At 71.5% G+C, this 18,062-nt stretch carries 13 protein-coding genes and 1 pseudogene; 3 read left to right on the plus strand and 11 right to left on the minus strand.

Translation table 11 applies throughout. The features are described 5' to 3' along the window. Positions 1-6: 6 nt before the first annotated feature. The 8 genes from ACH4XV_RS41425 to ACH4XV_RS41460 form a co-directional block, all read right to left on the minus strand. Positions 7-873: an MBL fold metallo-hydrolase gene (locus tag ACH4XV_RS41425; protein WP_395798599.1), complete on the minus strand. Its 867-nt coding sequence runs from the start codon at positions 871-873 to the stop codon at positions 7-9. Further along, a complete protein-coding gene (locus tag ACH4XV_RS41430) occupies positions 866-1,738 on the minus strand; it encodes an NAD-dependent epimerase/dehydratase family protein (RefSeq protein ID WP_395798601.1) in 873 nt (290 codons plus the stop codon). Before ACH4XV_RS41430 ends, ACH4XV_RS41425 begins: the two co-directional genes overlap by 8 nt. Before the next feature lie 175 nt (positions 1,739-1,913). Then, on the minus strand, positions 1,914-4,859 hold the full coding sequence (locus ACH4XV_RS41435) for a LuxR C-terminal-related transcriptional regulator (RefSeq protein WP_395798603.1): 2,946 nt from the start codon (positions 4,857-4,859) through the stop codon (positions 1,914-1,916). A gap of 44 nt (positions 4,860-4,903) precedes the next feature. Then, positions 4,904-6,034 (minus strand): ABC transporter ATP-binding protein, encoded by a 1,131-nt coding sequence (locus tag ACH4XV_RS41440; RefSeq protein ID WP_395798605.1) that lies wholly within the window; start codon positions 6,032-6,034, stop codon positions 4,904-4,906. Next, positions 6,031-7,128 (minus strand): ABC transporter ATP-binding protein, encoded by a 1,098-nt coding sequence (locus tag ACH4XV_RS41445; protein ID WP_395798607.1) that lies wholly within the window; start codon positions 7,126-7,128, stop codon positions 6,031-6,033. The genes ACH4XV_RS41440 and ACH4XV_RS41445 overlap by 4 nt, the downstream gene beginning before the upstream one ends. Then, positions 7,125-8,123, minus strand: coding sequence for an ABC transporter permease (locus tag ACH4XV_RS41450; protein ID WP_395798609.1), 999 nt, complete (start codon positions 8,121-8,123; stop codon positions 7,125-7,127). The genes ACH4XV_RS41445 and ACH4XV_RS41450 overlap by 4 nt, the downstream gene beginning before the upstream one ends. A 72-nt stretch (positions 8,124-8,195) precedes the next feature. Continuing rightward, positions 8,196-10,007, minus strand: coding sequence for an ABC transporter substrate-binding protein (locus ACH4XV_RS41455; RefSeq protein ID WP_395798611.1), 1,812 nt, complete (start codon positions 10,005-10,007; stop codon positions 8,196-8,198). An 80-nt stretch (positions 10,008-10,087) separates the two neighbouring features. Further along, the gene (locus ACH4XV_RS41460) at positions 10,088-11,119 is read right to left on the minus strand and encodes an ABC transporter permease (RefSeq protein WP_395798613.1); all 1,032 of its coding nucleotides are present in this window, start codon (positions 11,117-11,119) and stop codon (positions 10,088-10,090) included. Between the two features lie 699 nt (positions 11,120-11,818). Here ACH4XV_RS41460 and ACH4XV_RS41465 point away from each other — a divergent pair. The 3 genes and pseudogenes from ACH4XV_RS41465 to ACH4XV_RS41475 all read left to right on the plus strand — a co-directional run bounded on the left by ACH4XV_RS41465 (position 11,819) and on the right by ACH4XV_RS41475 (position 14,445). Then, on the plus strand, positions 11,819-12,595 hold the full coding sequence (locus ACH4XV_RS41465) for a GNAT family N-acetyltransferase (protein WP_395798615.1): 777 nt from the start codon (positions 11,819-11,821) through the stop codon (positions 12,593-12,595). 24 nt (positions 12,596-12,619) lie between these two features. After that, positions 12,620-13,729, plus strand: a complete 1,110-nt coding sequence (menC, locus tag ACH4XV_RS41470; RefSeq protein ID WP_395798617.1) for an o-succinylbenzoate synthase — start codon at positions 12,620-12,622, stop codon at positions 13,727-13,729. Positions 13,730-13,882: 153 nt separating this feature from the next. Continuing rightward, positions 13,883-14,445, plus strand: a pseudogene (locus tag ACH4XV_RS41475) (type 1 glutamine amidotransferase domain-containing protein). Between the two features lie 48 nt (positions 14,446-14,493). Here the strand turns inward: ACH4XV_RS41475 and ACH4XV_RS41480 are convergent. From ACH4XV_RS41480 to ACH4XV_RS41490, 3 genes are all read right to left on the minus strand, one after another. Further along, positions 14,494-15,468, minus strand: a complete 975-nt coding sequence (locus ACH4XV_RS41480) for an alpha/beta hydrolase (protein WP_395798619.1) — start codon at positions 15,466-15,468, stop codon at positions 14,494-14,496. A gap of 144 nt (positions 15,469-15,612) precedes the next feature. Beyond that, positions 15,613-16,278 (minus strand): hypothetical protein, encoded by a 666-nt coding sequence (locus ACH4XV_RS41485; RefSeq protein WP_395798621.1) that lies wholly within the window; start codon positions 16,276-16,278, stop codon positions 15,613-15,615. Positions 16,279-16,349: 71 nt separating this feature from the next. Continuing rightward, entirely contained in the window at positions 16,350-17,915 is a 1,566-nt protein-coding gene (locus ACH4XV_RS41490; RefSeq protein ID WP_395798623.1) for a protein kinase, read from the minus strand. Positions 17,916-18,062: the final 147 nt, after the last annotated feature.

Below are 18,062 nucleotides of genomic sequence, written 5' to 3' on the forward strand. Positions count from 1 at the left end.
GTGCGGTCAGGCGGTACGGTCCGTCGTGGCGCCCTCCCAGGCGAGGTAGCGGTCGACGGAGCGGCGCAGGACCGCGTTGCCGTCGGCGGTGACCACGCGGTCCCACCAGGCGCCGTAGATGCGTTCGAAGCGGTGGCGGCCGAGGAGTTCGGCGGCGTGGCGGACGGCGTCGGGGTGTTCGGGGATGTGGTTGGCGTAGCTGTGCATCACGGTGATCCAGCGGCAGTCCGGGCAGACGTTGAGGACGTCGCCCGAGAACAGCGCCCCGCCGCCCGCGCTCCAGTGCAGGACGGCGCTGCCCGGGAAGTGGATCCTCGGGTTGATCAGCGTGAGTTCGTCGGTCAGCCGGTGGGTCTCGCCGGACCAGAAACGCAGCGCGGGGTCGGGGCGCCCGACCCAGGAGCGGTCCGCTTCGTGCAGGTGCACGGGTGCGTCGAAGGCGTGCGCCCACTCGACCATCACGGAGTAGAAGTGCGGGTGGCTGATCGCGATGGCGGTGATGCCGCCGAGGTCGGCGACGGCCTCGACGATGGAGTCGTCCAGGTAGGGCGGGCAGTCCCAGAGGATGTTGCCCTCGGTGGTGCGCAGCAGCAGTGCGCGTTGGCCGATGGCGATGGACTCCGTGGTGCCGATGCCGAGGACGTCGGGGCCCTGTTCGGCGAACTTCGCGGTGTGGCCCGCGGCGTGCAGCTCGGCGAGGGTGGTCCACCGCTGGCCGGCGACGGGGACGTACTGGCGGTCGTCCCGACAGACGGGGCAGTCGGGGCGGGGGTCGGCGTACTGGGTGCCGCAGGCGGTGCAGATGGGGAGATGGGCGCCGGGATAGGTGCGCCGGGCGGCGGTGGCGGCCGGCGCGTTGTCGGTGTCAGGCACGGGTGTCGGCGGTGAGGTCGGTGGTCGGGTGGGCCTGGGTGGGCCGCCAGCCGAGCAGGCGCATGGCGCGCTCGCCGGAGATGGTCTGGTCGAGCGCGAGCGCCTCGGCGAACGGGAACCCGAGGGCTTCGGCGGCCTGTTCGAGCGGCCAGGGCTCGGCGCGGCCGACACCGCCGGCGGCGACGTCGACGGCTGCGGCGAGTGCCGGGGTGGCGACGGCCTGGACGGCGACGCCGTGCCAGAGGGTGCCGGCGTCGGCCTTGGCGAGGACGAGGGAGTACAGGGCGGCGAGGTCGTCGATGTGGACCATCGGCCAGCGGGTGCCCGGCGTTCCGACGTAGCGGCCGGTGCCGTGCTCCTTGGCCCAGCCGAGCATGAGCGCGGGTATGCCGCCGCCGTGGCCGTACGCGATGCCGGGTCGGATGACGGCGCTGCGGACGTCGTTCCGGGCGGCGGCCAGGACCTGCTGCTCGATGCGGGGGCGGTAGCCGACGATGCCGATCGCGTTGGTGGGGGCGTCCTCGTCGACGGCGTCGTCGCCGGTGGCGCCGAGCACCCAGATGCCGCTGGTGTAGACGAAGGCGCGGCCGGTGCCGTGCAGTGGTGCGGTGAGGGCGTCGACGGCGGCGGCGTCGGCCTGTTCGTCGCCGGTGGGAGTGGCGAGGTTGACGACGGCCTCGATGTCGTCGGTGACGGCGTCGATGAGGCTGTCCGGGTCGGTGAGGTCGCCGAAGCGGGCGTCGACGCCGGGCTCGGACGGGGCGCCGGTCTTGAGGAACGGGACGACGGTGTGGCCGTCCTCGATGAGGCGGCGGGTGACGGCGGTGCCGATGTAGCCGGTGGAGCCGAGGACGAGGACCTTCATGGTGTGCCCCTGGTGCGTGTGGGTCCGTGGGCCGATCCGGTGGTGATCGGCGTTGCGGGCACGACAGTAGGGGAGCGCGGGGCGCGGCGGATCCGTCGAATGACCGGGGTGGGTACCGGGGCGCCGGGGTGCCGTCGATCGTCGCGGATGCCCTTGCGATCTCCCGGGCGGTGGGTCAGGTGGTCGGCCAGTCGAGGGTGCCCAGGGCGGCGCGGGAGGTGATGCCGAGTTTGGGGTAGGCGTTGGAGAGGTGGTAGCCGACGGTGCGGGGGCTGAGGAACAGGCGGGCGCCGATGTCGCGGTTGCTGAGCCCGGTGGCGGCCAGGCGGGCGACGTGCAGCTCCTGCGGGGTGAGCCGCGCGGTGGCGTCGGTGTGGCCGCCGGTGTCGACCGGGCCGGCTGCGGGGGCGCCGACGGCGCGGAGTTCGGCGGCGGCGCGGTGTTGCCACGGGCCGGCCCGGAGCGTTTCGAAGGCGGTGAGGGCGGCCGTGAGGTGGGTTCGGGCGGCGGCGCGCTGCCGGTTGCGGCGCAGCCATTCGCCGTAGAGGAGTTCGGTGCGGGCGGCTTCGAAGGGCCGGCCGTCGCCGCGGTGGGCTTCGAGGGCGGACCGGTACAGGTCGCCGGCGGTGTCGTCGGCGGCGAGGAGGGCCCGGCAGCGCAGCGCGACGGCGTGCGCCCACGGGGTGCCGGTGCCGTGCGCCCACGTGGTGAACCGCTCGGCGGGGCGCCGGGCTTGGTCGGGACGGCCGAGGCGGGCGGCGGCCTCGACGTGGTCGGCCAGGCCGTGGATGGCGACGGCGACGTGGGCGCGGGGGCCGTCGGCGATGTCGGTGAGCCGGGTCAGCGCGGTTTCGTGGCGGCCCCGGCCGAGGTCGAGGAGAGCTTCCGCGCAGGCCGTCCAGACGGCGGGCCCGCCGCCGGCGCCGGCGTGGCGGGCGGCGGCGTGATACCCGTCCTCGTCGCCGTCGATCGCGGCGAGGACGGCGAGTACGCCGTGGAGCATGGCCTGGTGGTGGTGGTTGGCGGTGCTTCGGGCGATGTCGAGGCCCTCGACGGCGGTGCTGTGCGCGTGCTCGTGGCGGCCGAGGAACAGGCGGCAGCGGGCGAGCCGGAGCAGCAGCGTGGGCAGGATGCCGATCGCGCCCTGCTCGCGGGCCTGCCGCTCGAGGATCTCGGCTCGGTCGTGTACGCCCCGGTAGTCGCCGAGGAGCATGTCCCAGCCCTGGAGGCGGGTTTCGTCCGCGAGCGGGCGGGTGCCGCCCGTGGCCCGCGTGCCGTCGGTGAAGCGGCGCAGGAGGGGGTGGCCGGCCTCGGGGTTTCCGGTGGCGAGGTGGTGGAGGGCGAGGGCTCCGGCGTGCGCGGGGCCGGCCCCGAAGTCGAGGCCCGCGAGCGTGTCGAGGATGCCGGAGGTGGCGCCGGCCGGATCCGGGGTGTCCCAGGCGGCGGCGACGGCCTCGAAGAGGATTCCGGCGGCGGTGTCCGGGTCGTGGGGAGCGGTGGTGCGTGCGGCCTCGAGGAGGATGAGGCGGGCGGCGTCGGGGCGTCCGGCGGTGTGTTCGACGGTGGCGCGGATCGACGCGAGCCTGGCGGTCACCGCCGGACCGTCGGCGTACGGCGCGGCGGCCTCGGCGAGCGCGGCGGCGGTCTCGGGGCGACCCGCCTCGGCGGCGGCGAGCGCGGCCTGGGTGAGCCGGTGGGCGCGCAGTCGCGGGTCCTCGGTGAGTTGGGCCGCTCGCCGGTACGCGGTGGCGACCGTCGCCCGCCCGCCCCGGGCGCGGAAGTGTTCGGCCGTCTCCTCGAGTCGGTCGGCCACGGCGGCGTCGTGGCCGACCGTGGCGGCGGCCAGGTGCCAGGTCTGCCGGTCGCGGTCGCTCTCGGGCAGCGCCGTGGCGAGCGCGTGGTGGGCGGCGTTGCGCCGGCCGAGGGTGGCGCCGTGATAGGCCGCCGCGCGGGCGAGCGGATGGTGGAAGGCGAGGTGCGTGGGGGTGAGGTGGATCAGCCCCGCCTGTTCGGCGGGTTCGAGATCGTCGGGCACGGCGCCGAGTTCGCGTCCCGCGCGCAGTACGAGGGCGGGGTCGCCGGTGTCGTCGGCCGCGGCGAGGGTGAGGAGGGTGCGGGTGGCGGCGGGCAGGGTCGCGATACGTTCGTCGTACAGGCGTCGTACCCGCCAGGACGCGGGCAGCACGGCGATCTCGTGGTCGTCGAGCAGGTCCGCCTCGGTGCGCAGGCCGGGTGTGAGCGCGGCGGCGAGTTCGACCAGGGCGAGCGGATTTCCGGCCGCCCGGCGCAGCAGCCTGCTGCGCACGGCCGGGGTGAGGCCGGGGGCGTGCCGGTCGAGCAGCGCGGTGCCGGCGTCGTCGTCGAGCGGCTCCAAGCGGTGCACGGGCAGCCCCGGCGCGTCGAAGTCGGCCGACCCGTCGCGCGCGGCGAAAACGATCGCCACGGGCTCGGCCGCGAGCCGGCGTGCGGCGAACAGCAGGGCGTCGGCGCTCTCCTGGTCGAGCCAGTGTGCGTCGTCGACGAGCACGAGCAGCGGCTGCTCGTCGGCGAGTTCGCCGAGCAGACTGAGCGCGGCGGCGCCGACGAGGAACCGGTCGTAGTCGCCCGGCACGGCCGGATCCGCCGCGGTCCCGTGCACGGCGTGGCGCAGCGCCTCGGCCTGATGCCGGGGAAGCCGGCCGGCCAGATGCAACGCCTCCCGAAGCACGACATGCAACCCCGCATACGCCAACCGAGCCTCCGACTCGACCCCAACCCCCCGCAACACCCGCACCCCGGCCACCCCATCGGCACCACGCGGCACGGGCAGCCCCGTCGCGCCGTCCGCGTCCGCGCCACGCGGTACGCGCAGCCCGGTTCCGGCCTCCGCCCCGGCGCCGCGCGGTACGCGCAGCCCCGTCGCGGCGTCCGCGTCGGCGCCGCGCGGTGCCCCCGTCCAGGACTCCGCCCTCGCGTCGCGCAGCGTCCGCAGGTTCCTCGCGGTTTCGGCGGCGGCGTCCAGCAGGGCGCTTTTTCCGGTGCCGACGTCGCCGACCAGCACGATCGCGCCCCCGTGGCCCCGGGCGGCGGCGCGGATCAGGGCTTCGAGGGCGGCGGTGTGGGATGTTCGTCCGTGGAGCACGAAGGTCAACTTATCCGGGCCCCTCGGCCCCGCCCGCGCGGGTGTTACCGACGAGTCGGCGCCACCCGTGCCGGCGTGGCCGCGCCGGTGTCCTGCGGGGCCTGCTCGGCGGTGTTCTCCGGGTGATGGCAGGCCACCTGTTGCCCCGGCCGCAGCTCCTCCAACGGCGGCTCGGCCGTCGTACAGACCCACGTCGCCTTCCAGCACCGGGTATGGAAGCGGCAGCCGCTCGGCGGGTCGATCGGCGAGGGCACGTCGCCTTCGAGCCGCACGCGCTCGCTCCGGTCCTTTCTGCGCCGCGGGTCCGGGATCGGGACAGCCGACATCAGCGCCTTCGTATACGGGTGCATCGGCGCCCGGTAGAGCAGTTCCCGGTCGGCGAGTTCGACGATCCTGCCGAGGTACATCACCGCGATACGGTCCGAGACGTGCCGGACCACGGACAGGTCGTGCGCGATGATCACGTAGGTCAGGCCCAGTTCGCGCTGCAGGTCGTCCATGAGGTTGACGACCTGGGCCTGGATCGACACGTCGAGCGCGGACACCGGCTCGTCCGCCACCACCAGCTTCGGCCTGAGGGCCAGCGCGCGGGCGATGCCGATGCGCTGGCGCTGACCGCCGGAGAACTCGTTCGGGTAGCGGTTGTAGTGCTCGGGACTGAGACCGACCACCGACAACAGTCGCTGTACCTCCTTCTTGATGCCGCCGTCGGGCTCGACCCCCTGGAGCCGGAAGGGGGCGCCGATGATCGTGCCCGTGGTCTGGCGCGGGTTCAACGACGAGTACGGGTCCTGGAAGATCATCTGCACGTCCCGGCGCAGCGGGCGCATGCCCCGCACGCCGAGGCGCGTGATGTCCTCGCCCTCGAACTCGATCGTGCCCGAGGTCGGTTCGAGCAGGCGGGTGATCAACCGGCCCATCGTCGACTTGCCGCAGCCCGATTCGCCCACCACACCCAGCGTTTCGCCCGAGCGCACCTCGAAGTCGATGCCGTCGACGGCACGCACCGCGCCGGCCCGGCGCCGGAAGAGGCCCTTGCGGATCGGGAAGTGCTTCTGCAGCCCGGTCACCTTCAACAGGACCTCGCCGGTGTCGGACGAGCCGACCCCGCCGGCCCGTTCGCCGTCGCCCTGCACAGGGTTGTTCACTGCGTCGTCCTTTGCGTTCTCGCTCACGACCTCGGCGCAATCTCTTCGGTCCGGATCCGCTCCCGCTGCTCCCGGGTCAGGTGGCAGGCGGCCCAGTGCCGCTCGCCGACCTCGGTGGGTTCGGGGCGGACCGTGCGGGTGACGTCGTCCTTCGGGACGTCCGCGTACGGGCAACGCGGGTGGAAGGCGCAGCCGGACGGCAGATTGATCAGGGACGGCGGGGAGCCCTCGACGGGGACCAGCCGGTCCTGCTGCTCGCGGTCCAGGCGCGGCATCGAGCCGAGCAGGCCCCACGTATAGGGGTGCTGGGGCTCATGGAACACCCGCTCCGCCGGGCCGCGTTCGACGCAGCGGCCGGCGTACATCACCAGGATGTCGTCGGCGAGTTCGGCGACGACGCCCAGGTCGTGGGTGATCACGATGACCGCCGAGCCGAACTCCTTCTGCAGGTCCAGGACGAGGTCGAGGATCTGCGCCTGGACGGTGACGTCGAGGGCGGTGGTGGGCTCGTCCGCGATGAGCAGTTCGGGGTTGTTCACCAGGGACATCGCGATCATCGCGCGCTGGCGCATGCCGCCGGAGAACTCGTGCGGGTAGGCGTCGAACCGCTTGTCCGGCTGCGGGATGCCGACCCGGTCGAGCATCTCCACCGCCCGTTTGCGGGCGGTCTTGCGGTCGACGTCGTGGTGGATCCGGTACGCCTCGACGATCTGCCGGCCGATCGTGTAGTACGGGTGCAGCGCGGACAGCGGATCCTGGAAGATCATCGCCATCCGGCGGCCCCGCAACCTGCGTACGTGTTCGGGTCCGGCCGACAACAACTCGGTGCCGTCCAGCCAGATCTCGCCGGAGATCCGTGCCTTGCGCCTGCCGTATTGCCCGGTCGTGTGCAGGCCCATGATGCCGAGCGAGGTCACCGACTTGCCGGAGCCCGACTCGCCGACGATGCCCAGCGTCCGGCCCTTCTCCAGGTGGAAGCTGAGCCCGTCGACGGACTTGACCAGGCCGTCGTCGGTCGGGAAGTGCACCCGCAGGTCGCGCACGTCCAGGAAGGGGCGCGGCGCGGTCGAGGCGCCGGCGGGCCGATGGGATACGGCGGCGCTCGTGTCGGGGGTGGTCATGCGAGCCTCACTCGGGGGTCGATCACGGCGTAGAGCACGTCCACCAGGAGGTTGGCCAGCAGCACCGAGAGGGAGGTGATCAGGACGACGCCCAGGATGATCGGAAGGTCCTGGTTTCGGATGGCGCCCAGCACGGCCTGGCCGAGGCCGGGCAGGTTGAACGTCGACTCGGTGAGGATCGCGCCGCCGATGAGCGCGCCGAGGTCCATGCCCAGCATGGTCAGGATCGGCGTCATCGTGGAGCGCATGGCGTGCTTGCCGATGACGGTCCGCTCCGGCAGGCCCTTGGCACGCGCGGTGCGGATGTAGTCCTCGCCCAGGACCTCCATCATCGTGGCGCGGGTGATCCGCGCGTACATCGCCGCGTACAGGAAGGCGAGGGTGATCCACGGCAGGATCATGCCGCCGAACCAGCCGCCGGGATCCCGGCCGAACGGCACGTACTGCGCGTCGAGCCACCTGAGTCCGAACGCGAAGGTCGCCAGGGAGAGCATGCCGGTGAAGTAGATGGGCAGGGACACCCCCGCGAGGGCGGCGACCATCGCGCCGCGGTCCCACAGGCTGCCGCGCCTGAGCGCGGAGAGCACGCCCGCCGCGACACCGAAGACCAGCCACAACACGGCGGCGCCGAGCGCGAGTCCCAGGGTCACCGGGAAACGGTCGGTCAACACCGGCCAGACGGCTTGTTCGCTCTTGAACGAGTAGCCGAAGCACGGCGCGGAGCAGTGCACGACGTCGCCGCCGGTCGAGTAGGTGCGGCCCGCGAAGACGCCCTTGAAGAACTCCCATGCCTGGATGTGGATGGGCTCGCTCAGACCGAGCTTCTCCCGCACGGCCTCGACGGCGGCGGGGTCGGCCTGTTTGCCCACGAAGCTCGCGGCGATGTCGACGCCCGTCCACTTGGGGACGAGGAAGAAGATGCCGAAGACCACCATGATGATGACCACCAGCATCACTGCGGCGGCGAACAGCCGCCTGATGAGGTAAGTGAGCACAACTGACGGCCCGCGGTCACGCCGCGCCGGCCTTCACCTGCCTTTCGTGCCGTTCGACGGGTGGCCGGGGGTTCACTGCGAAGTCGCCGACGACTTCGATGAGTTCGCGGACTTCGTGGAGTTGAGACCGAGGCTGACGAAGTCGTAGCCGTTGTAGGCGTCCGTCATGTAGACGTTGGTGAGTCGGCCGCCGCGCCAGTTCAGATACTTCTCGTAGGTGAAGGGCAGGTAGTACCCGCCCTCCATGACCCGGTGGTTGATCTGCGCGGCGATGCGGCCCTTGTTGCCCTCGTCGGGCTCCTTGGCGTAGGCGTCGAAGAGGTCGTCGATCGCCTGGTCCTTGATCAGGGCGTAGTTGACGTTGCCGCTCTCCAGGACGTACTTGCCGTCCCACAGCGGCCGGCCGAAGCCCTGGACGGACGGGAAGTCGGCGGCCCAGCCGTCGATGACGATGCCGTAGCCCTTCTTCGCCACGTTGTCGGGGCTGCCGACGATGCCGGAGGTCTGCGAGCCGTCGTACTGGTCGATCTGCGCGTCGATGCCGACCTTCTTCAACGACGCCTGCAGGGACTGGGCGGTGGCCACCTCGACCGGCTTGTTGTTGCGGACGGCGATCGTGGTGGTGAAGCCGTCCGGCTTGCCGCAGGCCGCCAACTCCTGCTTGGCCTTGGCGACGTTGCCGTTCCTGTCGGCGCCGGCCAGGTCGAACGGGTCGTACTTCTGTCCCTCGGAACCGGGGACCGACGGCGGCAACATGTTGGTTCCGATGTCGCCTCCGGCCACGGGGCCGCCGCGCGCGGTCTGCAGGGACAGGTGGTCGGCCCCGTGGATGACCGCCTTGCGGCAGTGCTCGTTGTCGAACGGCTTCACGTTCTGCGGGAAGGTCGCGTAGCGGACGTAGCCGGAGAGCGGGTTGTCCAGGTTGCCCTTGTGCTGCTTGAGCGCGGTCTGGCGGCCCTGCGGCGACAGCCCGGACTGGCCGAGGTCGAGGTCGTAGTCGCCGGCGATCAGCCGCTGGTCCATGTCGTTGGCGTTGGAGAAGAACTTGACACTCACGGCGTCCGGGTAGGCCTTGCGGACCGGGTCCGAAGCCTGCTTCCACTGCGGATTGCGGACCAGTTCCAGGCCCTTGCCCGGCTCGTACGACTCGAACCGGTACGGGCCGCTGGAGAAGGGGCGCAGGCCGTACTTGGACTTGGTGTCCTTGTCCTGGCGCACCGGGGAGGCCGACGGGATCGCGAGCATCTGCGGGAAGTCGCTGTTGGGTTGCGGCAGTCGGAAGACGATCGTCCTGTCGTCGGGCGTCTCGATCGCCTTCAGGCCGAGTTTGTCGGCGGACTCGTCCTGGTAGGGGCCGTGGTACTCGCCGTCGGGGTCGAGGACGTCCTTGAGGTAGACCGGACCGCCCGACAACACGTCCTGCGCCCATTGGCGTTCGATGCCGTACTTGACGTCCTTGGAGGTGATCGGCTTGCCGTCCTCCCACGTGATCTCGTCGCGCAGGGTGAACGTGTACGTCTTGCCGTCGTCCGAGACCCTGCCTCCGTCGGTGGCGAGGTCGGGGGTCAGCGCGGCGCCCGCCTTGCCGGGTTCGGTCTTGTAGGTGACCAGCTGGCGGCTGTAGAAGCGCATGAAGTTCCAGGCGAAGCCGTAGTAACTGCGGGTGGTGTCCCACGAGTCGCCGTCCTGGGTGCCGGCGAATCTCAGGGTGCCGCCTTTCGTCGTGGCGGCGTTCACGACCTTGGTGGTCGCGGCGTCGTAGCCGGCCGCGCCCGCCTCGTCGCCGCCGCCACCGCCGCATGCCGCCGTGGTCAGCAGTCCTGCGATCACGGCCGCGGCGGCCAGTGCCTGCTTGCGTCGCCCTGGGGCGTGTCGGGTAGTCACGATCTCGGATCCTCCGGATTGCGTGCGGGACCCCGGGACAAGTGCCGCGGGTCGCCTCGGGTGGCCTCGGGGAGGGTGGTTCAGCGCGAGCCCTTGGGGTCGAGCGCGTCGCGTACGCCATCGCCGAAGAGGTTGAAGGCAAGAACGGTGGTGAAGATGGCCACGCCCGGAACGATCATGTACAGCGGATCCGAGTCGTAGTAGTCGATCGCGTTCGAGAGCATCTGTCCCCACGAGGCGGTGGGCGGCTTGACGCCCACACCCAGGAAGCTGAGCGCGGCCTCGGTCAGGATGTTCGTGGGGATCATCATCGTCGTGTAGACGACGATCGGGGCCACGAGATTGGGCAGCAACTCCTTGGCCAGGATGTGGAAACGCCCGGCGCCCAGCGCTCGGGCGGCCTCGACGTACTCGCGTTCGCGCATCGACAACGTCTGGCCGCGCACCACGCGCCCGATGTAGGGCCATCCGAAGAAACCGATGACCAGGATCATCACGAAGACGCGGACGCTCGAACCGGACATGCCCAACATGTCGTTCGGCATGACCGAGACCAGCGCGATGATGAACAGCAGTTGTGGGAAAGCGAGCAGACCGTCCATGACGCGGCTGATGGCGGCGTCCACCCAACCGCCGAAGAAACCGGCCACAATCCCCAGGACCGTGCCCAGGACGACCGCGACCAGGGCGGACAGGAAGCCGACGAGCAGCGAGATTCGGGCGCCGTGGAGGATGCGGGCGAGGATGTCCCGGCCGTTGACCGGCTCCACGCCCAGCAGGTGTTCGCCGCTGATGCCGCCGAGGGATCCCCTGGGGGTGCCGAACAGCGGGTCGATCGTGTCCTCGTGGAAGACGTCCGGATCCTGTCCGATCAGGTTCGAGATCACCGGCGCGAACACCGCGATCACGACGAGCGCGAGGATGACGGCGCCGCCCGCCAGGGCCAACCTGTCCCGCCTGAGCCGGTCCCAGGCGATCCGCGCCGGCGAACGGCCCTGTACGGGCTCGGTGTTGCCCCCGACCGCCGCCGCTTCCTCGACCGCTCCGGGGGCCGCTGCCGCGACCGGGCTCGGGGCCGCCTTCGCGGTCGGCTCGTGCAATGGTGCCGTCATCTGACAGGGACCCCTCTCGACCGGCGCCGGCCGGACCGTAATGGATGCGCACCGGGCGCGCGACGACCACACCGCGCCGCGGAGCTCGGCCATCGGGACCGGAGCGCGGATTCGCCACCGCTCACACCGGCACTTCCCACGAGGCGGGACGGGCCCGCCGCACGTTTGCCGGATTGTGCCTGCCGAAAGCGTGGCCCCTGGATTCGCCGGAGGCATGTGATGCCCGTCCAGAGATTCCTCGAATGCTTTGTATGTCCGGCCAAAGGGGCGCGCCGGCGCGATACCGGGGTCCGGATCCCGGAAAACTCCCGGAATTCCCGGATGCGCGCGCGCCCGAACCGCGCGCGGGCGCGGGAATACCAAATTCCCGGCACGCCGGAATTCTGCTGCGGGGCGGACCCGCCCCGGTTGTACCGGCGTACAAAACGGCGGGCGTATCCCGGTAGCCGGCAACAAAGGCGCCGGAACCCCGCCGGTTTTAACCTGCGGAAGTGACGTGAACGCGTTCGGCCACGGCCCACCGCGGCGGACGGCTTCCGTGCGGCCCGATACGGCAACCACCCCGGCGGGGTGGGGAGTTCCGTGCCCGGTGGCCGCATGCGCGACCGGCCGTGCCGCGCACACCGATCACCCACATGCCCTCACCGCCACCGTGCCGGCCCGTGCCCGGCCGCCGGCCCACCCACTCGGAGCACTGCGATGAACGGATCCACAATCCGAGAACTGCGCATGATGGAGGACCTCGATGCCGTCAGCCTCCTCTATGCCGGCATCTGGGGGTCCCGACCCGGCAACTCACCCATCTCCGCCGAGGTCCTGCGGGCACTCGCGTACACCGGGAACTACGTGGCGGGAGCGTACGAGGACGGCCGCCTGGTGGGAGCGTCGGTCGCCTTCTTCGGCGAACCCGTCGGGACCAGCCTGCACTCGCACATCACCGGCTCCGTCGTGGGGCGCGGCGTGGGCCTCGCCCTCAAGATGCACCAGCGGCAGTGGGCGCTCGCCCATCGACTACGCCGCATCACCTGGACCTACGACCCCCTCATCCGCCGCAACGCCCACTTCAATCTGACCAAACTCGGCGCACTGCCGCAGGACTACGTGCCGTCCTTCTACGGCGCGATGCACGACACCATCAACGGCGGCGACGAGTCCGACCGGGTCCTGGTCGCCTGGGACCTCACCGCGCCCACCCCACCCGAGGCGGTCGAACCGCCGCTCGGCGCCGCCCACGGCGTCCGCAATCACCGGGGCCGCCCGGAGACCGCCTCGACCGACGCCGAGACCGTACTCGTCGACCTCCCCGACGACATCGAGGCGCTGCGCCTCACCGACCCCGACACCGCCCGGGCCTGGCGGCTGGCCGTACGGGCCACCCTGGGCGGCCTGCTCGCCGAAGGCGCCCGCGTCGTCGGCTTCCACGAACGCCGCCGCTACGTGGTGCAACGCACTACAGCCACCACCACCCGTGTCTGATCCCCGGTACAGGAGCCACCAGTCATGAAGACGAAGATCACCGGCATCGAACTGCGTCGGATCGCGATGCCCCTCGTCACCCCGTTCCGCACCTCCTTCGGCGTGGAGACCACCCGCGACGTGCTGCTGGTCCGTGTCGTCACCGCCGACCACGAGGGGTGGGGCGAGTGCGGGGCCATGTCCGAGCCGCGCTACTCCTCCGAGTACGTGGACAGCGTCCAACACGTGCTGCGCCGGTTCCTGATCCCCGCCCTGCCGAAGGACGGCCTGGACGTGCACGATCCGGGCCGGGTCATGGCGCCCTTCACCGGCCACCGCATGGCGAAGTCCGCGCTGGAGACGGCGGTGTTGGACGCGCATCTGCGCGCCGCCGACGAGTCCTTCGGCTCCTACCTGGGCGCCGAGCGGGACCGGGTCCCCTGCGGTGTCTCGGTCGGGATCATGGACTCCGTGCCCGAACTCCTCGATGCCGTGGAGCGGTACATCGCCGAGGGCTACGTGCGGATCAAGCTGAAGATCGAGCCCGGGTGGGACCTCGCTCCGGTACGCGCGGTGCGCGAGCGCTTCGGCGACGATCTCCCGCTACAGGTCGACGCCAACGCGGCCTATACCCTCTCGGACGCGCAACACCTCGCCGGACTCGACGACTTCGGCCTTCAGTTGATCGAACAACCCCTGGCCGACGACGACCTGATCCGGCACGCCGCACTGGCCAAGCGACTGCGCACCCCGATCTGCCTGGACGAATCCATCACGTCCGCGGCCGACGCGGCGGCGGCCATCTCCCTCGGCGCCTGCTCCGTCGTCAACATCAAGCCGGGGCGCGTCGGCGGCTATCTCGAAGCCCGCCGCATCCACGACCTAGCCCGGGCCCACGGCGTCGCCGTCTGGTGCGGCGGGATGCTGGAGACCGGCCTCGGCCGCGCCGCCAACGTGGCCCTGGCCGCACTGCCCGGCTTCACCCTCCCGGGCGACACCTCCGCGTCCGCCCGATACTTCGCCACCGACATCACGAAGCCATTCGTGCTCTCCGACGGCCACCTCGACGTCCCCACCGCCCCCGGCCTCGGCGTCGAACCCCTACCCGACATCCTCGACGCGGTCACCACCTCGACCGAGTGGATCAAGATGTAGGCGCCTCGGGGCGTGCCGGGGGCCGTGGTGAAGAACACCGGGCGGTGACCGATCGCCCCGGGCCGTCGTGCGGCTGATGATGGGCAAGGGCGCTCGTGCCGGGTCTGTGCGGACGGCGGCACCGAACCTGTCCCCGAAGCAAGGGAGAACGACATGACCAAGGTCCTCTTCGTGGTGTCCGCGGCGAACCGTTGGACGCTGCGCAACGGAGTGGTACACCCCTCGGGCTTCTGGGGAGAGGAACTGGCGATGCCGCACAAGATCTTCACCGAGGCCGGGTGGGAGAGCACGATCGATCGTGTTTCTACCCCGGCGGCCATGGGCCGATGGAAGACCTCGCGGTCGACCCGGTCTCCGGGGCGCTGCTCACCCGCGTCCTGGCCTCCGGCAAGCCCCTCGCGCTGCTGTGCCACGGCCCCGCCGCGGCATTCGCGGCGACCGACGCGGACGGATCATGGCCGTTCACCGGATATCGGATGACCGCCCTGTCCAACGTCGAGGAGAAGTTCAACAGCTTCGGGCGCAAGGCCCAATGGCTGCTGGAGGACCGCCTGCGCGACAGCGGCGCCCACTACACCAAGTCCCGGATCCCGCTGCGCCCCTTCGTCATCGTCGACCGCAACCTCTACACCGGCCGGAATCCGGCCTCGTCCGAACCACTCGCCAAGCAACTCGTGGCCGACGTCGGCCGAAACCGGACCCGGTCTGCCCGATAGGGCGACGGGGCCCGGTCTCGTCGTGTGGTGGGGTGGCGCCGCGTCGGGTCAGTTGCCGTGCAGGGCCGTGTGCAGGGCGTTGACCGCGAGTGTGCGGGCGACGTTCGCGGCGCGGGTGTCGCGCAGGCTGTCCAGCAGGAGGAAGTCGTGGACCATGCCCGCCACGCGGACGGAGGTGACGTCGACGCCGGCCTCGCGCAGCCTGTTGGCGTATTGCTCGCCCTCGTCGCGCAGCACGTCGGCCTCGTCGGTGACGACCAGGGTGGTCGGGAGGCCCTTGAGCTGGTCGAGGCTCGCCCGCAGGGGAGAGGCGTGGTGTTCGGCGCGTTGGGCGGGGTCGGTGGTGTAGGCGTCCCAGAACCACTTCATGCCGTCGCGGGTGAGGTAGTAGCCCTCAGCGAACTGCAGGTACGAGGGGGTGTCGAAATCGGCGTCGGTCACGGGGTAGAGCAGGACCTGGGCCTTGAGGTCGATGCCGCCGCGCTCCTTGTTCATCAGCGCGAACACCGCAGACATGCAGCCGCCGACCGATTCGCCGGTGACGGCGATCCGTGAGGTGTCCAGGCCATGGTCGGCGCCGTGCTCCAGCACCCACTGCCCCACGGCGTAGTTCTGCTCCACCTGGGTGGGGTACTTCGCCTCGGGCGCGCGGTCGTACACGGGGAAGACGCCCGCGGCGCCCGCGCCGACGGCGAGTTCACGGAAGAGGCGGTCGTGGGTCCGGTCGTCGCCGAAGACCCAGCCGGCGCCGTGGATGTAGAAGACCACCGGCAGCGGGCCGACGGCTTCCTTGGGCCGGATGATGCGGGTGCGGACGCTGCCCCACTCGCCGGCGTCCACGTCGACCCACTCCTCGTCGACGTCCGGGCGCGGCACCGTCGGGTCGCTCTGCAATCCCAGCAGGATCTCGCGGCCCTTCTCGGGCGGTACTTCGTAGATTCGCGGATGCGGGGCGGTGGCGTCGCACAACTCCTGCGCGGCGGGTTCGAGGTAAGGCTTGATCGGCGGGGGAAGCGCGGTCATGTCGACTCCGATCACGAGCTGCGTGGCCTGGAATGTGCGTCCCGCGCCGACGGCCGACCGCTCGGGTGCGGACGGCCGCTCACGGGACGAGCCCCCCTGGCCCATCCTGGTACATATCGGCCGGGTTCGCCTTCGAGGCAGTCGCTACGGTTGCCGGCTCGGGGTGAAGCAGCGGCGGGGGTGGGTCGTGGGGTGGGTGTGCTCGGCGAACGTGGTGAGCAGGTGTTGGGGGCGCAGTCCGTTCGAGGTCATGTCCTGGCGGAATCCGTCCATGAGCACCACCGTGTGGTGGGCCAAGGCCCGGGCCACCCCCGGTGGGTTCGCGATCGCCTGCGCAAATGCGCGCCTGGCCTGTTCGTCCTCGCTGAGCGCGGCCAGGACGCCGATCCGCACCCGTTGGGTGAGGGCGTTCCACATGTGTTCGTCGTCCGGGGCCGGCGTTCGGCGCCACGCGCCGTGGTAGTCGAGCCCGCGAGCACCCTCGATCGCCGACATCCCGGTACGGACCTCGCACGCGACGCACCACAGCGCGATGATCCAGCTCAGCCCGGTGAGGACCGGCAGGGGTTCGGCCTCCACGAGATCGATCAGTTCGCGATGCGCGTCCGGCGAGGCCGCCAGGTTGGTCGCGGCCGAGGCCAACCGGTCCAGCCGCACCAGGTCGTCCATGACCAGTACGTCCTCGCCGGGTCTGACCACGACGGCCGAGCGCCCGGACTCCGGGTCGACGATCTCCAGCGAATCGGCGTGCGCCGTACGGACCAAGCGCAGGTCGCCCGAGTCACGCGACTCCGGCCGGCTGTTCGGCATTTCCCTCCTCGGGGCGCTGCGGGCGAACGGATCGGGACCACCCGAACGTACCCTGCCGCCGCGCCCGGGGCTCACCTGTCTACGGTCGGCACCGCGCGGTTGCGAAACCACATCTCCTGGAGTACGGTCAGCGCCGCCAGCGCGGCCAATACGGTCCACAGGAGTTCGGTCCGGGTGTCGGCGCCGAGTCCGCGATATCCGCGCAGCGCGTCGAGGCCGGTCAACCACATGCCGGCCGCGACCACCCCGCCGTTGGCGCCCCGTCCGCGTGCCCGCACGTACACGAGGAACAGGATCAGCGCGGCGACCGCCTGTACCGGCCGCTGGGCCGCGCCGTCGAAGTGCCCGGTGAACAGGGAGCCCACGTCGCTCCCGGTCCACGACGGGTCGTCGGGCGCCGCGACGACGAGTGAGCCGGCCAGTACTCCCCAGGCGATCAACGCCGACAGGCGCGCGCACGTCAGCAGCAGCACAGCCGCGAGGATCCACGCGTAGCGGGCCGCCGCGCCGAGCGCGTCGGGAGTGCCCACCGACCACAGCAGTACACAGCCCAGCACGGCGAGCACGCCGTCCGAGGTCGGGTCGAACCGCACCGCCCAGGCGCTGCGGCGAGGGCCGCCCGCGTCGGCGGGCCGGCGCGGTTCCGGTTCCACCACCACGACGGTCGGCGCGAGTCGGGGCGCCACCGGCACCGCAGTCTTCGCCTCGGCGAACGTGCTCGCGTCCCGGGTCGGCTCGGCCTGCGGATGTCGCGGTTCCGGTTCGACGGTTCGCCCGGGCAGGGCCGCGAGCATCGCCGCCGCGTCCGGGAAACGCTCGGCGGGAGCCTTGTGCAACGCACGTGTGACCACGGCGTCGACCTCGTCCGGGAGGTCGTCGCGCAGCGTCGACGGCGCGGCCGGCTCCCGGTACAGGTGCTGGTGCATGACCGCGAACGGCGAATCCGCCACGAACGGCGGTTGCCCGGTCAGCAGTTCGTACATCAGGCAGCCGACCGCGTACAGATCGGCGCGGCCGTCCACGGGGTCGCCCTGGATCTGTTCCGGAGACAGGTAGGCGGGCGTGCCGATCGCGGCGCCGGTCACCGTCAGCCGGGTGGTCGTCTCGGCGAGCGCCTTGGCGATGCCGAAGTCCAGCACCTTCACCGCGCCGGAGGGCGTCACCATGATGTTCGACGGTTTGATGTCCCGGTGGATCAGGCCGCGTTGGTGGCTGTAGGACAGCGCCGCCAACACCTCGGCGGTGACGGCGAGCACCCGTTCCGCCGGCAGCGGGCCCCGGGCGAGCGCGTCCACGAGGGTGTGGCCCTCGACGAACTCCATCACCAGGAACGGCAGCGTCTCGCCGTCGCCGGCCGGGTCGTCCTCGGCGACGTCATGCAGCATCGCGATCCCCGGATGGGCCAGCGCCGCGACCGTGCGTGCCTCGCGGTGGAAGCGCCGGCGGAACTCCTGATGTTGCGTCAGGTCGGGGGAGAGCACCTTGACCGCGACGGTGCGCCCCAACCGCTGGTCCAGCGCCCGGTACACCTCGCCCATGCCACCTCGCCCCACCCGCTCGTCGAGTCGGTAGCGGCCCGCCAGGACCTGTCCCGTCAGGGCCGCCCGCCCCGATGTCGCGATTCGCTCGTCGTCCATGCCGTACGCCCCCCACCGCTCGCCCCCACGGATGTCCGCCGTTCGGGACACCCGACGAACGCCACACGTCCGTCGCGGTATTCGACGTCCGCCCGGACCCGGTTGTGGCAGCGCCGCGCGGAACCGGCCGGAAACCTTTTGCTTCGC

This window comes from Embleya sp. NPDC020630, assembly GCF_044334985.1.
In the GTDB taxonomy this organism is placed as follows: Bacteria; Actinomycetota; Actinomycetes; order Streptomycetales; family Streptomycetaceae; genus Embleya.

Coding starts and splice junctions, on each gene's coding strand:
- ACH4XV_RS41430 (WP_395798601.1), bottom strand. CDS start 1,738: ATGAAGGTCCTCGTCCTCGGCTCCACCGGCTACATCGGCACCGCCGTC.
- ACH4XV_RS41445 (WP_395798607.1), bottom strand. CDS start 7,128: ATGACCACCCCCGACACGAGCGCCGCCGTATCCCATCGGCCCGCCGGC.
- ACH4XV_RS41460 (WP_395798613.1), bottom strand. CDS start 11,119: ATGACGGCACCATTGCACGAGCCGACCGCGAAGGCGGCCCCGAGCCCG.
- ACH4XV_RS41465 (WP_395798615.1), top strand. CDS start 11,819: ATGAACGGATCCACAATCCGAGAACTGCGCATGATGGAGGACCTCGAT.
- menC (WP_395798617.1), top strand. CDS start 12,620: ATGAAGACGAAGATCACCGGCATCGAACTGCGTCGGATCGCGATGCCC.
- ACH4XV_RS41480 (WP_395798619.1), bottom strand. CDS start 15,468: ATGACCGCGCTTCCCCCGCCGATCAAGCCTTACCTCGAACCCGCCGCG.
- ACH4XV_RS41485 (WP_395798621.1), bottom strand. CDS start 16,278: ATGCCGAACAGCCGGCCGGAGTCGCGTGACTCGGGCGACCTGCGCTTG.
- ACH4XV_RS41490 (WP_395798623.1), bottom strand. CDS start 17,915: ATGGACGACGAGCGAATCGCGACATCGGGGCGGGCGGCCCTGACGGGA.